Here is a 20,149-nt window from a genome sequence, read left to right as displayed (position 1 = left end):
CACGGTAGTCGGCTGCAGGCAGGCACGATCGACGAGAATCGACTTGGTCGAAAGTGTTAAATCTGTGTTACACCGGGCATATCCTTCTGCCATGACGGCACCACACGAGCCCGACCGGCACCCGGGATCCCGACTGGCCTGGCCGGAGGGGTTCCGCGAGCACCTCGTCGAGCAGTGCGACGGCTTCAGCTCGATCATGTCGCGCGCCATTGCGGACAACGGCGCCTCGCTCTTCCGCGACGGCCCCTACGCCCCGTCGACCCCGCAGGCTGCGTCGATGGACGCCACGAGTGTGATGTTTCGCAAGATTCGCGCGGTGTGGCGTGAATTTCTGTGGCCGCGCTGACAAGTCCCTCCCGGGCACCTCGAGTTTTGGTTACCGTCGAGTATGACCACTACCGAGACCGGCACCACTGACACCGGCACGTCCTCCGACAACGCTGCTCAGCTGGCGAATCACCTGCGCAGGACTCTCGACGGACGGTGGCGCGACGTACGGAACCAGACGCGCGAGCAGCTCGCGCGCCACGAGTTCGCACCGCACTACACACCCAACACCGCCATCGCGCGGACCAAGGCCTTCGAGCAGCTGCGTGTGCTCGCCGCGGCCGGCGCGGCAGAGTCCGGTTTCGCCAAAGAGGTCGGCGGCACGGGCGACATCGGCGCCGCCGTCACGATGATCGAGATGCTCGCCATGTCGGATCTGTCGCTCATGGTGAAAGCCGGCGTGCAGTGGGGCCTCTTCGGTGGCGCGATCGAGAACCTCGGCACCGAGAAGCACCACAAGGAGTTCATCAAGCCCCTGATCGATCTCGAGACGCTCGGCTGTTTCGCGATGTCGGAGACCGGCCACGGCAGCGACGTGCAGTCGATCGGCACCACCGCGACGTACGACCGCGAGACGCAGGAATTCGTGATCCACACGCCGGACAAGTCCTCGCGCAAGGACTACATCGGCGGCGCCGCCGAGTCGGCGAAGTACGCCGCCGTGTTCGCGCAGCTGATCACCGCTGGACCGGGTGAGGAGCCCGAGAGCAAGGGCGTGCACTGCTTCGTCGTCCAGATCCGCGACGAGAACTTCGGCAGCGACCTCCCCGGCGTCACCACGTTCGACATCGGCTACAAGGGCGGCCTGCCCGGCGTGGACAACGGCCGCATCATGTTCGACCACGTCCGCATCCCGCGCGAGAACATGCTCAACAAGATCGCGGACGTCGCGGCCGACGGCAGCTACTCCTCGGACATCGACAACCCGAACCGGCGCTTCTTCACCATGCTGGGCACCCTCATCCGCGGCCGCATCACCGTGGGCGGTTCGGCGGGCGCCGCGGCGCGCGTCGCGCTGACCATCGCGACGAAGTACGCGCTGCAGCGCAAGCAGTTCAGCGCGCCCGGGACCGACGACGAGGTCACGATCATGGACTACCTCGTCCACCAGCGTCGGCTGTTCCCGCTCATCGCCAAGTCGTACGCGCTGCAGTTCGCGCAGAACGAGCTCGTCTCGAAGATGCACGACATCCAGAGCGCCGAGGACCCCGATGCCACCGAGCAGCGGGAACTCGAGTCGCGCGCGGCCGGCCTGAAGGCAGCGAACACCTGGCACGCGACGAAGGCGATCCAGGAGTCCCGCGAGGCCTGCGGCGGCGCGGGCTACCTCGCGGAGAACCGACTCATCGCGCTCAAGGCGGACTCGGACGTCTTCACCACCTTCGAGGGCGACAACGTGGTGCTCACGCAGCTCGTCGCGAAGGAGCTGCTCACCGCGTACGCCCACGAGGTCCGCTCGTTCGGCGCGGCCGACTGGGTGAAGTTCGCCGCCGGCACGGTCGGCGACGTGGTGAAGAAGCGCACGGCGGCGGCGCCCATCATCCAGACCCTCGTCGACTCACGTCAGGACAACGAGGAGGAGGGCAGCCTCTTCAACCGCGGCACCCAGATCTCGATGTTCGAGGAGCGCGAGGAGTACCTCATCTCCACGGCCGCGAAGCGTCTGAACGGGTTGTCCAAGAAGATGAGCCAGTTCGACGCGTTCAACGCGGTGCAGGACCACATCCTGCACGCGGCCACGGCGCACGTCGATCGCGTGGTGCTCGAGGCGTTCGTCGCCGGCATCGACAACTGCGAGGACGACGACGCCAAGGAACTGCTCGGCGAGGTGTGCGACCTCTACGCGCTCACCACGATCGACGCCGACAAGGCCTGGTTCATCGAGCACCGCTACATCTCCACAGAGCGGTCGAAGGCCGTCACGCGCGGGATCAACGAGCGCTGCCGCACGCTGCGCCCGCACGCCCACACGCTGATCGACGCGTTCGGCGTTCCCGAGGCGCTGCTCGGTGCGGCGATGCTCGCCGACGACGAGCCGGGTGAAGTGAAGGAATCCGTCACCGCCGACTAGGCCGGCACCCCTTCGGCCCCCTCGCGAGTACGCCCAGGATGTCGTGATTCAGTGCTTCACCCACGGCACTGTGGACGTACTCGCCGGGGGTGGGAGTCAGGAACGGACGAGGCGAGCGATCGCCTCGGACGCCTCCCTGACCTTCGCGTCCGCTTCGGGTCCGCCCTCGCGGGCCGCGTCCACGACGCAGCCCGCGAGGTGGGCGTCCAGCAACTTCAGCGACACGGACTGCAGCGCCTTGGTGACGGCCGAGACCTGCGTCAACACGTCGATGCAGTACCGGTCGTCGGCCACCATGCGAGAGATGCCGGCCACCTGTCCCTCGATGCGGCGCAGGCGCTTGAGGAGGTCGTCCTGATCGAAACTGCTCATGCGTCCAGAGTACCCCCAGGGGGTAACGGGTAGAGGTCAGCGCCGCCGTACGACGCGCATCACCAGGTACACCGCGACGGCCGCCGCGACCACGGAGAGAGCCGCCCACGGCCCCGCGACACGGGTCGAGTCGTACGTGACCGAGAACCCCTCGAACGACGACGTGGTGGGGAACTGCTCGGTCACGGTGGTCGTGGTCCTCGACTGCACCCACAGCACCACGGCCACGACGGCGAGGACGACCGCGACCACCACCGGAGCGAACCGGCGCATCACGCGTCGGGCTCCGCGTCGGTGGCGGGCGCCACGAGTGCGAGCAGTTCCTCGCGGAGCGTCTCGTCGTCCTTCGCCCACGCCTGGACCAGGCCGTTGCCCCGCAGCTTCAGACCGACGCCGGTCCGCTTGCGCGGCACCCCGGACAGCTCCCCCAGCACTCGCGCGGCCTGCCACTTCTCCAGCGTGTTTCCGTTGGCGTCGTAGTCGGGCTCCGGATACACCTCGAGGATGTCCGCGATGGCGACGTTCTCCGTGCCCTGACTCAGCGTCGTCGACGTCAGGATCACCGTGGCGTGCCGACGGGCGGCCACGATCTGCACGTAGGTGAAGGCCATGAGAACCAGTGCGATCACGACGAGCGCCACGTAGTGCACGACGGGTCCCGTGTAGATCTCGACGCCGAGAGCGATGAGACAGAAGATCGGCCCCCAGGCCAGGGCGCGCCACTTCGCGCCGTACTCGGCGAAGATCACCGGTTCCGTCTCGTCGCTCACGGGGCCTCCGGTGCCGCGAACCACGGCGCCGCGGACGGTCGGTACACGAGCACGCAGGCCACGAAGAAGAGGATCGCCCCGAGCGTCGCCAACAGGGGCACGATGGCGAAGCCGACGGTCACCGAGCCCAGGAGCACCAGCCCGAAGACGATCGACAGGACCGTCAGTGCCCGGCGGAACCGCGGATCGCCGCGTCGACACGCGGGCCCCGCGAGGAATCCGATGGCCAGTCCGACGATGATCTCGAGGACACCGACCGTGCGCAGCACCGTGATGACGCTCTCCACGGCATCCGGCTCGCCCCCGGTCTCGGTCAGCTGGGTCCGCAACGAGTCGGCCGGGAACGTCAGAGAGATGAGGCCGAGCAGCACGACGAGGACGGCCCCGAGAACCCACCCGGCGAACGCGACGGTTACGATCCGGGGGCGGGCGGGCGACGCGGGCTCGGGCTTCTCGACGTTCACTCGACCATCCTGCCAAGACGCCTCCACACGGTGGAGTCCAGGCGTCTCTCGATCAGGTGAGGACGGCCGGCAGAAGCACTGCGGCAGCCATGAGGATGCCCGTGATCAGCACGATGGCGAGCAACCACAACTCACGTCGGCCACTGCTGCACTCGACGGTCTGCATACGAGTGCGAGGCGCCGTGGAACCGGCGGAGGTGGAGGAGAAATCGGCGGGCAACACTGTCTCCGTACTGATCAGAATGCTTGTGACAGTGGTCACGATACACCGATCGATGTTTGACGCAAAAAGACAGCCTGACCAGGCGAGACGGTCGTCTCAGGCGCCCGAGAAGCCGCTGGCGACGACGAGGACGACCACCACCACGGCAGACGTCAGGAGCAGCAGGGCGAACACCTCGGCGAGAGGGTTGCGGCGGTCGTTGGCGTCGTGCCCGACCGTCTGTCGTGGGGTCATGAAGATCCTCCGATCAGGGTGTGTCCGATCGTCACAACCATAACGCCACTTCTGTAACTCAGGTCACATCTGTCACGGCGTGTCGCAGGTCAGCGCGGTGATCTCCGGGAGAGGAAGTACTCCGACGACTCGCGTCGATGCATCAGGTACACCGCACCCGCGGCCGCGACGGCCTGCAGGATCCCGAGCACCGCGGTGACCAGGGCGATCGCGCCTCCCGAACCGAGGCCGAACAGCGTGGGAATCGTGGTGACGACGATGACCACGCCGATCGCCGTGAGAACCGCGCGCGCCCAGAGTTTCCCGGCCCGCATCTTCCGCACCACCAGGAGGACGAGCCCCGCGATCAGCACCCCGACGATCAACGACAACACCATGGCCACGACGAGCACGGTGTCCGCGGTCTCGGGCGGCAGTGCCAACGACGGGTCCTGCGCCTCGAGGTCCGTCAGGAACGCGTCGAGAAAGGCGTCACGATCGGTGAACAGGGAGTAGAGCCCGATGAGCATCGAGAGCAGACCGATGCCGATCACGCCGAACCACAGGTGGCGCGCCGTCTCGATGTCGACCGGCGCCTCGCTGTTCTCCGGTGACCGCATCGGCTGCATCGCGCTCGGGGGCAGACCCTCGGGGTGCCAGTTGCCCTGCGGCTGCTGACCCCGCTGCGGCTTCTGACCCCACTGCGGCTGCTGACCCCACTGCGGCTGACCCTGCGGATCGTGGGGGTCGTGGCGAGGGTCCTCCGGGTTGCCGCCCGGGCGCTGGTCGTTCACAGCCGCGTCGCGATCTCGGTGGCCCAGTAGGTGAGGACGATGTCGGCGCCGGCTCGGCGAATACTGGTGACGGACTCCATGATCGCCGCGTCGCGGTCGATCCACCCGTTCTGCGCGGCGGCGGTGATCATCGCGTACTCCCCCGAGATCTGATAGGCGGCGACGGGCACGGGCGACGCGTCGGCCACGTCGCGCAGGATGTCGAGGTAGCTCATCGCGGGCTTCACCATCACCATGTCGGCACCCTCGGCGATGTCGAGGTCGAGTTCGCGCATCGACTCGCGCCGATTGGCCGAATCCTGCTGATAGGTCCGGCGATCGCCGCGCAACGTCGACCCGACGGCCTCGCGGAACGGGCCGTAGAACGCGGAGGCGTACTTCGCCGTGTAGGCCAGCTGGCCCACGTCGGCGAATCCGGCGGTGTCGAGGCCCTCGCGGATCGCGCCGATCTGCCCGTCCATCATGCCGCTCGGGCCGAGCAGGTGAGCGCCCGATTCCGCCTGCGCCACAGCCATGTCCACGTAGCGCACCAGCGTCGCGTCGTTGTCGACGCTGCCGTCCGCGGCGAGGACGCCGCAGTGACCGTGGTCGGTGAACTCGTCGAGGCACGTGTCCGCCATCAGGACGGTGCTGTCGCCGAGGTCGTCCCGGAGCCGACGCAGACCTGTGTTCAGGATGCCGTCGGGATCCGAGGCCATCGACCCCTGTCCGTCCTTGTCCTCCGGACGTGGAACCCCGAAGAGCATCAGACCGCCGACTCCGGCCCGCACGGCCTCGTCGGCAGCGGCGGACAGCGAGTCCAGGGTGTGCTGGACGACGCCCGGCATGGAGCTGATCTCGCGCGGGGCATCGAGGCCGTCGGCCACGAACATCGGCAGCACGAGGTGCCGCGGTTCGAGCGACGTCTCCGCCACCAACCGGCGGATGGCTGGGGTACGACGCAGTCGCCGGGGACGGTCTACGGGGAACACGGAACCCTCACTTCGTTCGGCCGTGCGCCCTTTGCGTATCCCTGGATGCGCAAAGGGCGCACGGGCGGGTCAGCGCCTACGAGACTTCTTGCGCGGAGGCGGCAGTGCACCCTCGGCGCGCAGTCGTGCAGCGTGCTCGGCCAGTGCCTCGACCAGCGGTCCGACCTGAGCCGTCTCGGGCTGCACGTCGACACGCAGGCCGAACTCGACGGCCGTCTCGGCGGTCTTCGGTCCGATGCACGCCACGAGGGTGCGCGCGTGCGGCTTGCCGGCGATGCCGACGAGGTTGCGCACGGTGGAGCTCGACGTGAAGCACACGGCGTCGAAGCCGCCGGTCTTGATCATCTCGCGGGTCTCGGCGGCCGGCGGCGCAGCGCGCACCGTGCGGTACGCGGTGACGTCGTCGATCTCCCAGCCGCGCTCGCGGAGGCCCTCGGCGAGAGTCTCGGTCGCGATGTCGGCGCGCGGCAGCAGGACCCGGTTGACGGGGTCGAAGACCTCGTCGTACGGCGGGAAGTCCTCGAGCAGCCCGGTGGAACTCTGCTCGCCGGACGGGACGAGCTCGGGGTTGATGCCGAACGAGCGGACCTTCTCGGCCGTCGCTTCGCCGACGCAGGCGATCTTGACGCCGGAGAACGCGCGAGCGTCGAGTCCGAACTCCTCGAACTTCTCCCACACCGCGCGCACCGCGTTGGTGGAGGTGAAGACGACCCACTGGTAGCGGCCGTCCACGAGTCCCTTGACCGAGCGCTCCATCTGCGCGGGGCTGCGCGGCGGCTCGACGGCGATGGTCGGCACCTCGATGGGGATGGCGCCGTGCGTCACCAGACGCTCGCTCATCTCGCCGGCCTGGTCCTTGGTGCGCGGCACGAGGACGGTCCAGCCGTACAGCGCGCGGCTCTCCCACCAGGACATCCGGCTGCGCTGCGAGACGACCTTGCCGACCGTGACGATGAGTGATCCCACGAGCTCGGATCCCGCGTCGTTCAGCGTCGCGAGGGTCGCCTCGACGGTGCGCTGCTGACGCGTCGTACCGCGGACGGTGATGGCGACAGGCGTCTGCGGGGCCAGGCCGTGCTCGACGAGCGCGCTGGCGGTCTCGGCGAGGTGGCCGGACGTCGCGTGCAGGACGAGCGGTCCGGGTGCCGCGGCGAGCGACGCCCAGTCGACGTCGCCCCGGACGTCGGCCTCGGTGTGCTCGGAGCCCAGAGCCATGCCGGCGTAGCTCGGCACCGCGGACCCCGCGGGAAGGCCGGGAACGACCTCGAACTGCACCTGGGTCCGCGCCACGGCGGTGACCTCGGCGATGACGGAGTCGGTGGTCAGCGGATCACCCGAGACGAGCCGCACCACGTCGTGGCCGTTCTTCGCCTCGGCGACCAGCGTCTTGGCCACCTCGGCGGGCTCGCCGAGCGCCGGACGCACGTCCACGCCGTTCTCGCCCGTCTCGGCGTCGGCCGGGACTGCGGTGCCCACCAGGGCGATGACACCCTTGTCGACGTCGGGATCGGTGAAGGCCATCTCGGCGATCGCCAGCGCGTCCCTCGCCCGGACGGTGAGCAGGGCCGGGTCGCCCGGTCCGGAGCCCACGAACAGGATCCGTCCCGGGGTGTTCTTGCGGACTCGGCTCATGATTCGTTCTCCAGTGCAGTCTGTTCCGCGTACTTGTCGCGGAAGCGGATCTCGATCTCGGTGGCGGGACCCCGCTTGGGGATCAACCGCGATGTGGCGATGCGCTCGTACCGTCCCGGACGGGGTGTCACGCGTCGCCCGGGCAGGCCGCCACGTCTGTGTCGGCTCGCGGTCCCGACGACGCTCAGCGCCCTCTGCTCACGCATCGATCGACTCGCCTTTCTCGGTACCGCCCGGTCTCTGGGTCGAGGCGGCGGTGGACGAACTGGAGGGCTCGGTGACGGCGACCAGGTCTCGGGCGCCGAGATCGAGAAGTTCACGGGCGACGCGGCGGCCGATGCCGTCGGCGTCGTCGACGGGCCCCACTGCGGAGGCTCGGATCACGTCGGAGCCGTCCACCGCGGCGGCGCAGCCGCGCAGGGACAGTTCCTCGAAGACTCGGCCGTCCTCGTCGATGGACTCGACGACCTCGGCGATGGCCCCGACCGGAGCGGTGCAGCCGGCCTCGAGCTCGGCGAGCAGGGCCCGCTCCGCCGTCACCGAGGCGCGGGCCGCGGGATCGTCGAGGGTCGCGAGCACGGAGGCCAGATCGTGGTCGTCGGAGCGGCACTCCACTGCGAGCGCCCCCTGAGCGGGAGCCGGCAGGAACTGCACCGGCTCGAGAGCCTCGGTGACGACGTCCAGACGGTCGATCCGCGCCAGTCCGGCACGGGCCACGACGACGGCGTCGAGCTCACCCTTGGTGACCTTGCCGATGCGGGTGTCGAGGTTGCCGCGCAGGGGCTGCACGTCCAGGCCGAGGCCGAGTGCGCGCAGCTGGGCAATACGCCGCGGTGCGGACGTGCCGACGGTGGAACCGGCGGGCAGTTCGCCGAGCACCAGTCCGTCGCGCGCCACCAGGGCGTCACGCGCGTCCTCGCGCTGCGGGATCGCGCCGATGGTGAAACGCTCGTCCTCCGCCGTCGGAAGATCCTTGTAGGAGTGCACGGCGACGTCGATGGTCTTGTCCGCCAATGCTTCCCGGAGGGCGGCGGTGAAGACGCCCACGCCGATCTCCTGCACCGGTGCGGCCGACTTGTCGCCCGCGGTGGTCACGACGACCAGCTCGGTGCGGACACCGGCGGCCGTGATGGCAGCGCGGACGGTCTCGGCCTGCGTCGTGGCGAGCAAGCTGCCGCGGGTACCGATACGCACCACGCGATCACCCAGCGCAGCGGCGTTCGCGATCATTCCGTACCCCGCTCGTGGGAGAGGGTGAAGTCGTCCGCGAGGGCGGCGGTGGGATTGTCCGTGTCGACGGCGGTGGCGACCTCCATCGGCGACGCGACGGCCTGCACCGTGCTCGGCGAGAGCTCGAAGAGCTCCCGGAGCGCCTCGGCGTAGGAGTCACCGCCCGGCGTGGTGGCCAACTGCTTCACGCGCACGGTGGGCGCGTGCAGCAGCTTGTCGACGACGCGGCGCACGGTGCGGGCAACCTCGTCGCGCTGCGGGTCGGCCAGATCGGGCAGTCGCGAGTCGAGCCGCATGAGCTCCGACTCGACGACCTCGGCGGCCCGCTGACGCAGCGCCGTGACGGTCGGGGTGACCTCGGCGAGGCGCTGTCCGGACAGGTAGGAGGCGAGCTCGGCGGCCACGATGTCGCGGGCCGCACGCTCGTCGGACGCCGCGGCGCCGGCCGCGGGATCGTGCTGCAGCGACTCCATGTCCAGGACGGTCACGCCGGGCAGGCCGGCGACGGCGTGCTCGACGTCGCGGGGCAGGCCCAGGTCGCAGATCACCAGCGGGCGAGCCTGCGTGTCGCGCTGCGCGAGCGCACGATGGGCGTCGGCGATGGTCACGACGGCACCCACCGCACCGGTACAGGTGACGAGGATGTCGGCGTCCGCCACCGTCGCGGAGAGCTGGTCGAGTGTGATCGCGAACGACGTCACGCCGCCCGCGGCCGCGGTCTCGGACAGGTGCTGCGCGCGGCTCTGGGTGCGGTTGGCGACCGCGATGCTGCCGATGCCGGTGCGCGTCAGATGAGCGACGGAGAGACCGCCCATCGCGCCGGCGCCGAGCACGACGGCCTTCTTGCCCGCGAGACCACCGAGCACGTCGGAGGCGCGATCGAGCGCGACGGAGACCACGGAGGCTCCCGCCTTGTCGATGCCCGTCTCGGAGTGGACCTTCTTGCCCACGCGCAGCGCCTGCTGCGCCAGCTCGTGGAGCGCGCGGCCCGATGCCTGCTGAGCGTCCGACGCCGCGTAGGCGGCACGGATCTGCCCGAGGATCTGCTGCTCACCGATCACCATCGAGTCGAGTCCGCCGGCGACGGCGAACAGGTGCTCGGCCGCGGCCTCGCTGTAGCGCACGTAGGCGTACTTCGTGAGCTCGGCGAGCTCGAGACCGGAGTGCTCGGACAACAGTGCACCGAGATCGGTCAGGGCGCCGTGGAAGGCGTCGACCACCGCGTACACCTCGACGCGGTTGCACGTCGAGACGATCATGACCTCGGAGACATGCGGCGACATCATGATCTCGTCGGTCAGTTTCGGGCGTTCCGTGTCGCTGACGGCGATACGTTCGAGCACCGAGACGGGAGCGCTTCGATGCGAAATCCCGAGGAGAAGGACACTCACGGTGCTATCACCGATCCGTTTCTACTAGCGGGGGTGACCGTCCGGGGATCACGACAGACCGGGCGGGCGGGACGGATGCGCGGTGCCTTGTGGGCGTTCGCGAACGAGAGGACCTGCAGCTCCACGGCGAGATCGACGCGGCGGAGATCGACGTGCGGGGGGGTCACCGGATCGGTGGACGCGAAACTGAGGATGCAGTCGATGTCGGCCTCGACGAGGGCGTCGACGGCGGACTGGGCGGCAGCGTCCGGCGTGGCGACGACGCCGACGGTGGCGCCGAGCTCGGCGGCGACCTCGACCAGCCGATCGACGTGCAGAACGGTGAGCTGCGAGTAACCGTCGTCGGCGTTGCCGACGGTGATCTCGCGGCCCACGACGGCCGGATCGCTGTCGAACAGGGCGACCATCGTGAAACCGCGACGACTGAACCCGTCGTACCCGACCAGTGCGGTGCCGAGGTTGCCGGTGCCCACCAGCACGACGCGGTGACCGCGATCCAGACCGAGCGCCAGCTCGATGCGCGCCCGCAGGCGAGCGACGTCGTAGCCCACTCCGCGCACACCCATCGGGCCGAGGAACGAGAGGTCCTTGCGTAGCGTGGCCGAACCGACCCCGGCGGCCGTCGCGAGGTCCTCGCTCGAGACGATCATCACTCGGGTGTCGGTCAGCGAACTCAGTACCCGGAGATACCCCGCGAATCGGGTGACCGTAGCCTGGGGCACAGCGCGAGAGACCGCACCACCGTCACGAGAGACAGCACCACCGTCGCGGCCGGAGTCGGACACCGCGCCGGAGCGCGCGATACCGACGCCGGGCAGGCGGCGTTGTGAGGTCACGTCGAAGGCTCCTCGTCCGACGGCACGCCTGATGACAGGCATGCGGTCTCCACGGTCATCCGAGGATCGGCGGGCCACGCACAGGACCGTGGTACCTGTGACGCAGGGTTCGTCGCCGACCCCTTTCTTCTCTCCACGGTAACCTCTCGTGGAGGGATGAACAAAGTCGCCGACCCGTGTAGTACGATCCCGCGCCCGGCGATCCGACGGCCGCGCGCACCGACGGTGACGAGCGGCCCGGGTCAGTTCTCCAGATCGCGCCGCAGCCGGGGCACGTCGACGTCCCAGTAGCTGTGTTCGCGGCCGTCCAGCAGCACCACCGGCAGCCGGTCCCCGTACTCCGCCCGCAGGTCAGGGTCCTGCGCGGCCGCCGCGTCGACGTCGACCGACTCGCAGGCCACGCCGTACTCCGCACACAGGGGAACGAGCACGCGCAGGGCGGCGTCGCACGCCCCGCATCCGGCGCGTGTCAGCAACGTCACGGTGCGTACCGGGCTGGTCATGAGTCGAGTGTCTCACCGCCTCGCGCACGCGGTTAGGGTGGATCGGCAGGACCGGGACGGCCCGCGCCCGTGGGACGACCGGTCGAGGTGGGGAGGTGCACCGTGCCCGATCAGCATGATCCGGACGACGCACATGCTGCTGTCACGCCCGATTCGGAACTCACCGAGTCGCCCGAGGTGATGGACGAGTCGCGGGAACGTCGACTCGTCGACCCGGAGGCGGCCGAGAAGCAGGTCCGTCGACGGATCCGCAATCCCCTCGGCCCCACCGCCGCCCAGATCCGCGCCAAGCTCGCCGGCGAGGCGAGCGCCGATGCCGCCATCGCGCTGCAGGCCGAGAGCGCCGAGGCCGCCGACGACCACGTCAGTACGGTTCCGCGTGATCTCACTGCCGCCGCGTTCTTCGACGTCGACAACACGATGGTGCAGGGCGCGTCGATCATCCACTTCGCCCGCGGGCTCGCGGCCCGCAAGTACTTCACGTCCAAGGACGTCTCCGAGTTCGCCTGGCAGCAGATCAAGTTCCGGGTGAGCGGCAAGGAGAACCTGGGCGACGTCAGCACCGGCCGCGAGAAGGCACTGTCCTTCGTCGAGGGCCGCTCGACCGCGGAGATCGTGCGGCTCGGCGAGGAGATCTTCGACGAGATCATCGCCGACCGCATCTGGGCCGGCACCCGTGCTCTCGCGCAGATGCACCTCGACGCCGGCCAGCAGGTGTGGCTCGTCACCGCCACCCCGGTGGAGCTGGCGTCCATCATCGCCAAACGCCTCGGCCTGACCGGCGCGCTGGGCACCGTCGCCGAGAGCAAGGACGGCGTCTTCACCGGGCGCCTCGTCGGCGACATCCTGCACGGTCGCGGCAAGGCCCACGCCGTGCGGACCCTCGCCGTGCGCGAGGGCCTCGACCTGCGACGCTGCACCGCCTACTCCGACAGCCACAACGACGTACCGATGCTGTCCCTCGTCGGGACGGCCGTCGCGGTCAATCCCGACGCAGACCTGCGCGAGCTCGCGAAGAACCGCGGGTGGGAGATCCGCGACTTCCGCACCGGCCGCAAAGCCGCCAAGATCGGCGTCCCCACCGCTCTCGCACTCGGTGCCGTCGGCGGCGGCGTCGCCGCGGTGCTCGGCCGACGCAACGTATGAACCGACCGGCCTCCGGCCTACCCGCCACCCGACCGGCCTCCGGCCTACCTGTGAGAGCAGTCGTCATCGGTGCGGGTGTCGGCGGACTCGCCACCGCCGCCCGCCTGGCCCACCGCGGTGTCGAGACCGTCGTGCTCGAGCAGTCGCACGATCTGGGCGGGAAGCTCGGCATCGTCCGGCGGGACGGTTTCTCGTTCGACACCGGGCCGTCACTGGTCACCATGCCGCACGTGTTCGACGATCTCTTCGCGCAGACCGGTGGGCCGTCGGACCTCACGTTCGACCGGCTCCCGGTCGCGTGTCGCTACCGCTTTCCCGACGGCACCGAGCTGGACATGCCCGGTCGCGCGGAGGAGATCCCCGCCGCTCTGGACTCGGCGCTCGGAGCCGGTGCCGGTGCGCAGTGGTCCCGGTTCTCCGAGCGTGCGGAGCAGATCTGGGACGCCACCCACGAGGCGTTCCTCGAATCGCCCATCGGCCCCCGCGAACTGGTGTCGTTGTCGCGACGGGTGGGCGACCTCCGCACCATCAGCCCGTGGTCGTCGTTGCGTGATCTGGGTCGGCAGTACCTCACCGATCCGCGACTCGCGATGATGCTCGACCGCTACGCCACCTACACCGGCTCGGATCCGCGGCGCGCCCCGGCGGCCCTCGCCACGGTGCCGCACGTCGAGCAGCGCTGGGGATCGTGGCACGTTCCCGGTGGGCTGCACCGCATCGCCGAGGCCATCGCCGACCGCGCGACATCGCTCGGAGCGGAGATCCGCACGGGTGTCACGGTGACCGGCGTGCGCGTCGAGAACGGACGCACCACCGGCGTCGACACCACACACGGACCCGTCGCGGCCGACATCGTCGTCGCGAACGCCGATGCCGAGCAGGTCTACCGGTCTCTGGTCCCCGCCACGCGGCGCACCGCGCTCGCCCGGCGGCGCCTCGACGCGACCACCGCGAGCCTGTCCGGCTTCGTGATCCTGCTGGCTCTGCGGGGCCGCGACGCCGACACCCCGCACCACCGGGTGCTGTTCCCGGACGACTACGACGCCGAGTTCGACGCCGTCTTCGGCACCCGCACGCGGCCGGCGCACCCCGCCGACGCCCCGACCGTCTACGTCAGCGCCCCCGACGATCCGGCTCTGCGCCCGGACGACGACACCGAGGCCTGGTTCGTCCTGGTGAACGCCCCGCGACACGGCACCGGTTCCTCGGCACTGGTCGACTGGGACGCTCCCGAACTGTCGGAGGGCTACGCCGACCGCATCCTCGACGTCATGGCGGCGCGCGGAGTGGACGTGCGCGAGCGGGTGCTGTGGCGGGAGATCATCTCGCCGGCAGATCTGATGCGCCGCACCATGACTCCGGGCGGGTCCATCTACGGAACGTCGTCCAACGGAGCGACGGCCGCGTTCCTGCGCCCCGCCAATCGCTCGCCGATCCCCGGCCTGTTCCTGGTCGGTGGATCGTCGCACCCCGGCGGCGGACTCCCGCTGGTGACGCTCTCCGCACAGATCGTCGACGAGCTGATCGCCGACGCCCTCTAGCCGAGGAAGACGTTCCGGCGACGGGTCAGCAGCCGGTAGAGCGTCTGCTGGATCGTCTCGCGCACGCGGTCGGTGACCTCGAACAGTTCCATCGGGTCGTCGGCGGCGGACGGCTCGTAGGACGTGGTCTCGATGGGCTCGCCGAACTCGATGTACCACTTCGACGGCAGCGGGACGAGACCCAGCGGACCGAAGTGCGGGAACAGCGGCGTGACCGGGAAGTACGGCATGCCGAGGACGCGTGCGAGCGTCGTCAGGTCACCGATCTTCGGGTAGATCTCCTCGGACCCGACGATCGAGCACGGGATGATGGGCGTCTGGGTGCGCAGCGCGGCGGAGACGAAGCCACCGCGGCCGAAACGCTGCAGCTTGTAGCGCTCACTGAACGGCTTGCCGATGCCCTTGAACCCCTCCGGGAACACCGCCACGACCTCGCCGCCACGCAGCAGTCGCTCGGCGTCGGGTTGGCAGGCCAGGGTGTGGCCGGCGCGGCGCGCGATGCTGCCGACCAGCGGGGTCTCGAACGCGAGGTCCGCGGCGAGCATGCGCAGCGCGCGGTGCTGCGGGTGGTGATCCCGCATCGCGACCGAGGCCATGAGTCCGTCGATCGGGATGACACCCGCGTGGTTCGAGACCACCAGAGCGCCGCCCTCGGCGGGCACGTTCTCGATCCCGCGCACCTCGACGCGGAACCACTTCTCGAACAGCGGTCGCAACGCCGGAAGCCAGACGGAATCGGCGAAGTGGGGGTCGTAACCGAACTCGTCGACCTCGTAGTCGCCCGACAGGCGCGTCCGCAGGAAGTCCGCTCCCCCGGCGACACGGTCGACGAGCGCACGCCGTACCGACTCGACGGCCGACGGGAACTCGCCGACGTCCGGCGTCGCATGCGGTGCTGCCGTCTCGGGCACGACCAGAGGCGTCGGCGCCTCGACACTCGGCACCATCGAGGGCGAGGGCGACGGGGACGCGTAGGACGAGGGGTGCCGACCGCGGACGTCCGCCGGGTCACTGCCGGCGCGTGGCCCACCGTCGGGCGTGGACTGCCGGAGGCGATCGAACGACTTACCGTGCAGCGGAATCACTTTGGCCACGTCGTTCACCTTCCCGCTCCGGCCGGCAACGACACGGGCGACGGGTGCGCCCCGGAGGTTGCACCGCCCAACAGTCCGATGACGCGATTCTCGATCGCGTCGACCCATTCACGCCGGATCACCGGCGTCAGCGCGACTCCGCGCACGAAGTCGTCGAACGCCTGCACGGTGGTCCACCGTGGGGTGAATCCGAGGACGTTCTTCATCCGGGTGGTGTCCACCCCGCATCCGAAGTTGAAGTAGTCGAGCTGCTCCGCCGAGAAGTCGCGCATCAGCGATCCCATCACCGCCTTGCCGGTGGTGCGGAACAGGGCCATGGGCACCGGCAGCTCCACGCGGCCGGCTCGGCGGATGGCCTGCGACAGCATGATGATGCCGTCGGCCGCGATGTTGAAGGTGCCCGCGGGGCCGGCCAACGTGGCGCGTTCGAGTGCGGAGAGCGCGTCCTCCTCGTGCAGCAACTGCATGCGCGCATCGCGACCGAGGATCGACGGTGTGACCGGCGAGGTGAGGTAGCGCGAGACGGATCCGTTCAACCGGGGTCCGATCATGGGGGCGTTGCGCAGGATGCTGACGTCGATGTCCGGACGACGACGGCCCAGCCCACGGGCGTAGCCCTCGGTCTCGATGGCGTCGCGGGCGAAGCCGCCCTGCGGACGTGACCGCGCGCCCATCTCCTCGGTGAACTGCGCCGGATCCTTCGCACTGCAGCCGTACACCGCCGTCGACGAGCGCAGCACCACGTGCCGCACCGTCGGCGACTTCTGGCAGACGGCGAACAGCTGCATCGCCCCGAGCACGTTGAGGTCCTTCATCACCGTGCGGCCACCGCCGCTGGGCGGCCGGGACAGCAGCGACGCGTGCACGACGGTGTCGACGCCCGCGCTGCGGATGACCTTGCCGATCAACGGGTTACGGATGTCCGCCCGCACGAATTCGGCGCGACCCATCCGCCGGATCATGTCCTTGGTGGGTGCCACGGCATCGACGGCGACGACCCGCTCGATCGACGGGTTCTGCGCCAGTCGCATGGTGAGGTATCCGCCCAGGAATCGGCTCGCTCCCGTGACGAGCACGACGCGTGGAGCGTCGCGCCCGGTGTCGTCAGAGCTCACCAGACCCCCTCGGTTTCTCCCGTGGCCACCGCTCGCGCGGCGCCGCACACGCCATGGTGTCACGAACCCCGCGTGCGCGCTCCGGCACGAGAAGAACCGGCACGCGACACCCGCGGGACCGGATACGACAACGCCCGCGAGGACGGTCGAAACTCGATCCTCACGGGCGGAAGTCGTCGCGATCCCTAGCGGATCACTTACCCAATTTCCTGCGCTGAACGCGGGTGCGGCGAAGCAGCTTGCGGTGCTTCTTCTTCGACATGCGCTTGCGACGCTTCTTGATCACTGAACCCATGCGGGTGTCCTCGCGTTCTTTCGTCTCTGTACAGCTGCACTGCTGATACCGCTGCTGGTGCTGTTCGGTCGTCGGCGGACACGGCAGTGACGGGACTGCGCGCTCACGCGACTCAGCCCCATCATACCCAGCTCACACGACCACCCTCGACCGGCCTCCGCAGCAGCGGCGCACGCCCGAACCGTCCGATTCCGGTGAACCGTGCCGATGCCCTTCCCCGGGCATGCACCGTTCCACGTGGAACAGACGGGACGAGGCGTGCGTCAGCCTGCGTCGAAGTAGGACGTCTCCAGGTAGTCGTGCACCGCCTTCGCATGCACTCGGAACGAACGGCCCACACGAACGGCGGGCAGTTCGCCACCGTGCACCAGGCGGTACACGGTCATCTTGGACACCCTCATCAGTGAGGCAACTTCTGCCACCGTGAGGAACTGGGTTCCGGCCACAGCCGGTTGGCCGTCGTGGGACGAGCTCTTGCTCGACCCGGACGGCTTGTTGACGGATTCCATAAATCCACATACCTCCGGCACGCCCGCGCTGCCGGCTTCCCCTCCGGCAGAACAGACACGCACGTGCTGCAGCGAGCTTAGCGGGACTCGAGTGACAAAAGCGACGGGTGGGGGGACCAATATTTATTCGACCGGTGAACCGAGAGCCGTTCCCCGCGCCTTGGCGGCGTCGATCGCGTCGAGAAGCGCAGCTCGGAAGCCCTTTCGCTCCAGCTGGGCGATGGCCGCCGCCGTGGTGCCGCCGGGAGACGTCACACCGGCGCGGAGCTCCTGCGGTGACTCGTCCGAGCGATCGAGCATCGCCGCGGAGCCCACCATCGTCTGGACGACCAGTGTCGTGGCGGTGTCGCGAGGCAGTCCGAGACCCACGGCGGCGTCGATCATGGCCTCGGCCATGAGGAAGAAGTAGGCGGGTCCGGATCCGGAGACGGCGGTGACCGCGTCGATCTTGTCCTCGGACACGACGGCCGTCTTCCCGACGGTGCCGAGCAGTTTGCGCACCGTCTCGATGTGCTCCGAGCGGGCATGGCGGCCGGGGGCCAGCACGCTCATCGCCTCGCCCACCAACATCGGGGTGTTGGGCATGACACGGACGATCGGGATGCCCGCGGGCAGCTTCGGCTCGTAGCGCGACGCGGTGACGCCGGCGGCCATCGTCACGATGATCTGCTCGCGCTCCCCGTTGAGCTCGGCCTTGGACATCTGGGTGATCACCGAGTCGACGTCGTCGGGCTTCACCGCGACGACGATGACGTCGGCGCCCTCGATCGCGTCGATCACGCTGGTGGTCCGAATGCCGAACTGGGTGGCCACCGCGTCCGCGCGGGCCGGGTACTTCTCCGCCAGCACCACGTTGCCGGTGGGCAACCCGCCCTCGATCAGTCCTGCGATCAACGCCTCACCGATCCGGCCGCCGCCGATCACCGCAATTCTCGTCATGCGCTCAGCGTGCCATGCCGCGGGTGGCGATCGGCAGGGTGTCGCGGTCCCTCGGTCGGGCTCAGGTCGCGAGCGGCACCATGGCCAGCTGTCGGCTCTGCACCACCACGGCACCGGTGGAGTCGACGATGGTGTGGTCCTCCTCGAACCAGGAACCGCCGAGCACGGTGCTCGACGACTTCACGCGCAGCCAGCCGGGTGCCGGGGTGTGACGCAGGTACGTCGTGAGCTGGACCGTCGGAGCCCAGCCGAAGAGGCCGCGATTCATCGTCACGGGCGGGCAGATGTCGCCGGCCATGATGGCGAACAGCGCCGCGGTGACGGGATCGTTCTCGTCGTCGGGCCGCGGCCGGACCCACATGCGGATCTCCGCCGACCCCTGCGCGCCGGTCAGGAAGTGCGCGGCGGTGGGATCGAGACGCATGTCGCAGCCCGTCGCGACGTGGACGACGTCCGCCATCGGGTGACCGGGCGCCACTCGAGCGGCCGAGTCCGGCGGCTCGACGGCCATGTCGAGGACCGACGCCAGGGACGACTCGTGCTCCTGGTGCACGGGCGCTCCGCTGTCCGGCGTGCCGAGCGTGACCACGCTCCGCACCGCGGGACGACCGTTCTGCAGCAACACCGCGTCGACGTGCACCACGCGCCGACCACGCTTGAGCACCGTCGTCTCGACCGTCACCGGGCCGGGATCGGGCGCCGCGAGGTAGCTGGCGCTGACTGCGAGCGGAGTGAGCTCGATCGGGTCGTCGTCCAGCGCGAGACGCTGAGTGGCGGCCGCGGCACAGACACTCATCATGGCGCCGCCGTGCACCTTGGGGCCGATGGTCCACGTCGGGTCGATGCTGCCCTCGAACAGATCCGTGTCGGTGCGATCGAGTGTGGTGAGGGTGCGGAACGGGGCGTCGGTCACTGGTCGCTCGAATCTGTCGTCGGGTGGGGCCGGTCGGGAAGGCCGGAGGCCGGCCGGGTGAGTTGGTCGGGAAGGCCGGAGGCCGGCCGGGCGAGTCGGTCGGGAAGGCCGGTCGGGGCGAAGTGCTGCTGGGCGAGGTCGTGGTGCGCGAGGCGGCGCAGGGCGGTGACCACCGGTTCGTAGAGCACCGTCCCGAGGACGGCGAAGCGCACGGCGGCGCGTGGCTCGGTGTGGTCGAGCACCCGCGCCCACTCCCCCTCCGCGATCACGCGCACGGCACGGGCGTACGCGACGACGTCGTCGTCGGATAGCGGGACGCCCGCAGCGTCGGCGGCGGCGAGGGAGTGGTCGAGCTGACGAGCTGCCGAACTGTCGGTCGGGAGATCGGCGGCGGCGTGGCCGAGCCGTTCCAGGATCCGCGAGGTACGCGGCGCCGGACCCGGGTCGACTCCGTCCTGCCCCGCGTCGTCGAGGTAGGGCGGGAGCGCACCGAGTGCCCGGCTCATCGCGGGATGGACGTCGCCGGTCGCCTCGTCGAGGGCCGCGAGCACCGTCCTGATCCGTCCGAGAGGAAGGGAGGCGCCGGTCAGGGCCTTGATCAAGCGGAGGCGGTCGAGGTGTTCGTCGGTGTACTCGGACACCGTCGCCGCGCCGACCCCGGGCATGAGGAGCCCTTCGCGGAGGTAGAACTTGATCGTGGGTCGCGGGACCCCGGATCGTTCGACCAGCTCGGACATGCGCACCGGTCGAACTCTAGACCACAGTGGATAGTGCGACTATCCGAGGGTGCGATCTTCCGA

At 69.6% G+C, this 20,149-nt stretch carries 25 protein-coding genes; 4 read left to right on the top strand and 21 right to left on the bottom strand.

The window, feature by feature from the left end:
• Positions 1–91 precede the first annotated feature (91 nt).
• Together HQ312_RS06090 and HQ312_RS06085 are read left to right on the top strand one after the other, a co-directional pair.
• The gene (locus HQ312_RS06090; protein ID WP_056441640.1) at positions 92–346 is read left to right on the top strand and encodes a hypothetical protein; all 255 of its coding nucleotides are present in this window, start codon (positions 92–94) and stop codon (positions 344–346) included.
• Between the two features lie 42 nt (positions 347–388).
• Positions 389–2,398 carry an acyl-CoA dehydrogenase gene (locus HQ312_RS06085; RefSeq protein ID WP_082544307.1) on the top strand — a complete coding sequence of 670 codons (2,010 nt, stop codon included), beginning with the start codon at positions 389–391 and terminating at the stop codon, positions 2,396–2,398.
• Between the two features lie 96 nt (positions 2,399–2,494).
• Here HQ312_RS06085 and HQ312_RS06080 read toward each other — a convergent pair whose 3' ends face one another.
• The 14 genes from HQ312_RS06080 to HQ312_RS06015 all read right to left on the bottom strand — a co-directional run bounded on the left by HQ312_RS06080 (position 2,495) and on the right by HQ312_RS06015 (position 11,797).
• Positions 2,495–2,770 carry a metal-sensitive transcriptional regulator gene (locus tag HQ312_RS06080; protein WP_027504515.1) on the bottom strand — a complete coding sequence of 92 codons (276 nt, stop codon included), beginning with the start codon at positions 2,768–2,770 and terminating at the stop codon, positions 2,495–2,497.
• A gap of 36 nt (positions 2,771–2,806) precedes the next feature.
• Entirely contained in the window at positions 2,807–3,046 is a 240-nt protein-coding gene (locus tag HQ312_RS06075; protein ID WP_156380452.1) for a hypothetical protein, read from the bottom strand.
• Positions 3,043–3,540, bottom strand: a complete 498-nt coding sequence (locus HQ312_RS06070; protein ID WP_222630291.1) for a hypothetical protein — start codon at positions 3,538–3,540, stop codon at positions 3,043–3,045. Before HQ312_RS06070 ends, HQ312_RS06075 begins: the two co-directional genes overlap by 4 nt.
• Positions 3,537–4,004 carry a hypothetical protein gene (locus tag HQ312_RS06065; protein WP_222638078.1) on the bottom strand — a complete coding sequence of 156 codons (468 nt, stop codon included), beginning with the start codon at positions 4,002–4,004 and terminating at the stop codon, positions 3,537–3,539. The genes HQ312_RS06070 and HQ312_RS06065 overlap by 4 nt, the downstream gene beginning before the upstream one ends.
• A gap of 52 nt (positions 4,005–4,056) precedes the next feature.
• Positions 4,057–4,266, bottom strand: coding sequence for a hypothetical protein (locus tag HQ312_RS06060; RefSeq protein ID WP_027504511.1), 210 nt, complete (start codon positions 4,264–4,266; stop codon positions 4,057–4,059).
• A 57-nt stretch (positions 4,267–4,323) separates the two neighbouring features.
• Positions 4,324–4,461 carry a hypothetical protein gene (locus HQ312_RS06055; protein ID WP_155956937.1) on the bottom strand — a complete coding sequence of 46 codons (138 nt, stop codon included), beginning with the start codon at positions 4,459–4,461 and terminating at the stop codon, positions 4,324–4,326.
• A gap of 89 nt (positions 4,462–4,550) precedes the next feature.
• Complete coding sequence (locus HQ312_RS06050; protein WP_222638077.1) at positions 4,551–5,234, bottom strand: DUF5336 domain-containing protein; 684 nt, start codon at positions 5,232–5,234, stop codon at positions 4,551–4,553.
• Positions 5,231–6,205, bottom strand: a complete 975-nt coding sequence (gene hemB, locus HQ312_RS06045) for a porphobilinogen synthase (RefSeq protein ID WP_027504510.1) — start codon at positions 6,203–6,205, stop codon at positions 5,231–5,233. The genes HQ312_RS06050 and hemB overlap by 4 nt, the downstream gene beginning before the upstream one ends.
• Before the next feature lie 69 nt (positions 6,206–6,274).
• Positions 6,275–7,837 carry a bifunctional uroporphyrinogen-III C-methyltransferase/uroporphyrinogen-III synthase gene (locus HQ312_RS06040; RefSeq protein WP_027504509.1) on the bottom strand — a complete coding sequence of 521 codons (1,563 nt, stop codon included), beginning with the start codon at positions 7,835–7,837 and terminating at the stop codon, positions 6,275–6,277.
• Positions 7,834–8,043, bottom strand: coding sequence for a hypothetical protein (locus HQ312_RS06035; protein WP_155956936.1), 210 nt, complete (start codon positions 8,041–8,043; stop codon positions 7,834–7,836). The genes HQ312_RS06040 and HQ312_RS06035 overlap by 4 nt, the downstream gene beginning before the upstream one ends.
• A complete protein-coding gene (gene hemC, locus HQ312_RS06030) occupies positions 8,036–9,034 on the bottom strand; it encodes a hydroxymethylbilane synthase (RefSeq protein ID WP_222638119.1) in 999 nt (332 codons plus the stop codon). The genes HQ312_RS06035 and hemC overlap by 8 nt, the downstream gene beginning before the upstream one ends.
• Positions 9,035–9,063: 29 nt before the next feature.
• On the bottom strand, positions 9,064–10,458 hold the full coding sequence (locus tag HQ312_RS06025; RefSeq protein WP_056441625.1) for a glutamyl-tRNA reductase: 1,395 nt from the start codon (positions 10,456–10,458) through the stop codon (positions 9,064–9,066).
• Positions 10,455–11,336 (bottom strand): redox-sensing transcriptional repressor Rex, encoded by an 882-nt coding sequence (locus HQ312_RS06020; protein ID WP_037184687.1) that lies wholly within the window; start codon positions 11,334–11,336, stop codon positions 10,455–10,457. The genes HQ312_RS06025 and HQ312_RS06020 overlap by 4 nt, the downstream gene beginning before the upstream one ends.
• A 200-nt stretch (positions 11,337–11,536) precedes the next feature.
• Positions 11,537–11,797, bottom strand: a complete 261-nt coding sequence (locus HQ312_RS06015; protein ID WP_222638076.1) for a glutaredoxin family protein — start codon at positions 11,795–11,797, stop codon at positions 11,537–11,539.
• A 180-nt stretch (positions 11,798–11,977) separates the two neighbouring features.
• On the opposite strand from HQ312_RS06015, the gene HQ312_RS06010 reads away from it, so the two are divergent.
• Both HQ312_RS06010 and HQ312_RS06005 read left to right on the top strand, forming a co-directional pair.
• Entirely contained in the window at positions 11,978–12,943 is a 966-nt protein-coding gene (locus HQ312_RS06010; protein ID WP_222631034.1) for an HAD family phosphatase, read from the top strand.
• Between the two features lie 50 nt (positions 12,944–12,993).
• Positions 12,994–14,484 carry a phytoene desaturase family protein gene (locus HQ312_RS06005; RefSeq protein WP_308123815.1) on the top strand — a complete coding sequence of 497 codons (1,491 nt, stop codon included), beginning with the start codon at positions 12,994–12,996 and terminating at the stop codon, positions 14,482–14,484.
• Here HQ312_RS06005 and HQ312_RS06000 read toward each other — a convergent pair.
• The 7 genes from HQ312_RS06000 to HQ312_RS05970 all read right to left on the bottom strand — a co-directional run bounded on the left by HQ312_RS06000 (position 14,481) and on the right by HQ312_RS05970 (position 20,086).
• On the bottom strand, positions 14,481–15,587 hold the full coding sequence (locus HQ312_RS06000) for a lysophospholipid acyltransferase family protein (protein WP_222638074.1): 1,107 nt from the start codon (positions 15,585–15,587) through the stop codon (positions 14,481–14,483). The two genes, HQ312_RS06005 and HQ312_RS06000, sit on opposite strands and share 4 nt — an antisense overlap.
• Positions 15,584–16,693: an NAD-dependent epimerase/dehydratase family protein gene (locus tag HQ312_RS05995; RefSeq protein WP_155956935.1), complete on the bottom strand. Its 1,110-nt coding sequence runs from the start codon at positions 16,691–16,693 to the stop codon at positions 15,584–15,586. The genes HQ312_RS06000 and HQ312_RS05995 overlap by 4 nt, the downstream gene beginning before the upstream one ends.
• Before the next feature lie 193 nt (positions 16,694–16,886).
• Entirely contained in the window at positions 16,887–16,988 is a 102-nt protein-coding gene (locus tag HQ312_RS05990; RefSeq protein ID WP_003402602.1) for a 30S ribosomal protein bS22, read from the bottom strand.
• Between the two features lie 263 nt (positions 16,989–17,251).
• Positions 17,252–17,497: a helix-turn-helix domain-containing protein gene (locus tag HQ312_RS05985; protein WP_027504502.1), complete on the bottom strand. Its 246-nt coding sequence runs from the start codon at positions 17,495–17,497 to the stop codon at positions 17,252–17,254.
• 123 nt (positions 17,498–17,620) lie between these two features.
• Complete coding sequence (gene proC / locus HQ312_RS05980) at positions 17,621–18,436, bottom strand: pyrroline-5-carboxylate reductase (protein ID WP_056441616.1); 816 nt, start codon at positions 18,434–18,436, stop codon at positions 17,621–17,623.
• Between the two features lie 61 nt (positions 18,437–18,497).
• Entirely contained in the window at positions 18,498–19,349 is an 852-nt protein-coding gene (locus HQ312_RS05975) for a thioesterase family protein (RefSeq protein WP_027504500.1), read from the bottom strand.
• Positions 19,346–20,086, bottom strand: a complete 741-nt coding sequence (locus HQ312_RS05970) for a MerR family transcriptional regulator (RefSeq protein WP_261782110.1) — start codon at positions 20,084–20,086, stop codon at positions 19,346–19,348. The genes HQ312_RS05975 and HQ312_RS05970 overlap by 4 nt, the downstream gene beginning before the upstream one ends.
• Between the last annotated feature and the right edge of the window lie 63 nt (positions 20,087–20,149).

It is taken from the genome of Rhodococcus sp. BP-316 (assembly GCF_019836105.1).
Lineage (GTDB): Bacteria > Actinomycetota > Actinomycetes > Mycobacteriales > Mycobacteriaceae > Rhodococcoides.
The sequence above is the reverse complement of the archived record's forward strand: the minus strand, read 5'-3'. Positions and strand labels throughout refer to the sequence as shown.

What these genes read in the sequence shown, in the direction of transcription:
- HQ312_RS05990 (WP_003402602.1), bottom strand. Translation starts at nt 16,988, where the DNA reads ATGGGTTCAGTGATCAAGAAGCGTCGCAAGCGCATGTCGAAGAAGAAG.
- HQ312_RS06020 (WP_037184687.1), bottom strand. Translation starts at nt 11,336, where the DNA reads ATGCCTGTCATCAGGCGTGCCGTCGGACGAGGAGCCTTCGACGTGACC.
- HQ312_RS06010 (WP_222631034.1), top strand. Translation starts at nt 11,978, where the DNA reads ATGGACGAGTCGCGGGAACGTCGACTCGTCGACCCGGAGGCGGCCGAG.
- HQ312_RS06055 (WP_155956937.1), bottom strand. Translation starts at nt 4,461, where the DNA reads ATGACCCCACGACAGACGGTCGGGCACGACGCCAACGACCGCCGCAAC.
- HQ312_RS06015 (WP_222638076.1), bottom strand. Translation starts at nt 11,797, where the DNA reads ATGACCAGCCCGGTACGCACCGTGACGTTGCTGACACGCGCCGGATGC.
- HQ312_RS06080 (WP_027504515.1), bottom strand. Translation starts at nt 2,770, where the DNA reads ATGAGCAGTTTCGATCAGGACGACCTCCTCAAGCGCCTGCGCCGCATC.
- HQ312_RS06085 (WP_082544307.1), top strand. Translation starts at nt 389, where the DNA reads ATGACCACTACCGAGACCGGCACCACTGACACCGGCACGTCCTCCGAC.
- HQ312_RS06040 (WP_027504509.1), bottom strand. Translation starts at nt 7,837, where the DNA reads ATGAGCCGAGTCCGCAAGAACACCCCGGGACGGATCCTGTTCGTGGGC.
- HQ312_RS06090 (WP_056441640.1), top strand. Translation starts at nt 92, where the DNA reads ATGACGGCACCACACGAGCCCGACCGGCACCCGGGATCCCGACTGGCC.
- HQ312_RS06035 (WP_155956936.1), bottom strand. Translation starts at nt 8,043, where the DNA reads ATGCGTGAGCAGAGGGCGCTGAGCGTCGTCGGGACCGCGAGCCGACAC.
- HQ312_RS05970 (WP_261782110.1), bottom strand. Translation starts at nt 20,086, where the DNA reads ATGTCCGAGCTGGTCGAACGATCCGGGGTCCCGCGACCCACGATCAAG.
- HQ312_RS05985 (WP_027504502.1), bottom strand. Translation starts at nt 17,497, where the DNA reads ATGGAATCCGTCAACAAGCCGTCCGGGTCGAGCAAGAGCTCGTCCCAC.
- proC (WP_056441616.1), bottom strand. Translation starts at nt 18,436, where the DNA reads ATGACGAGAATTGCGGTGATCGGCGGCGGCCGGATCGGTGAGGCGTTG.